A 348-nucleotide genomic window follows, 5' to 3' on the forward strand; every position below is an offset into this window, starting at 1 on the left:
TCGAGTTTTTTATCGCCAACGCGGATGTATGGGCGAATGACATCAGGTTCGCAATTACCCCGTTAACCCCGAGACCTGCATCGATTTTCTGTAGCGCCAACCATCCACTTGTGCGCAAGAAACAACCCATCACCTCAGCGCTATTGCTCGATCACCCCTGGGCATTTATTAACCTTACTGAAACAACCGAAAACCATATCCGCCACCTGCTAAGCCTAGCCGAAGATACGGCACTGCCCATTGGCTTGAATTGCAATGACTTCAACCTGCTGCGCAATGCAACATTAAAAAACAACTACCTTTTATTCACGTGGAATGACTGGCTGGCTGACGATCTAAAAGAAGGAG

Annotated in this window: 1 protein-coding gene; it reads left to right on the forward strand. The window is 48.0% G+C overall.

What is annotated here, in order from left to right; all coding sequences use genetic code 11:
* Positions 1-348 (forward strand): LysR substrate-binding domain-containing protein (locus tag KW848_RS32760; RefSeq protein ID WP_218539188.1); only part of this gene is annotated, 348 nt, incomplete at both ends.

Origin of the sequence: Pseudomonas sp. PDM25, assembly GCF_019219045.1 — a bacterium.
Taxonomy (GTDB): domain Bacteria; phylum Pseudomonadota; class Gammaproteobacteria; order Pseudomonadales; family Pseudomonadaceae; genus Aquipseudomonas.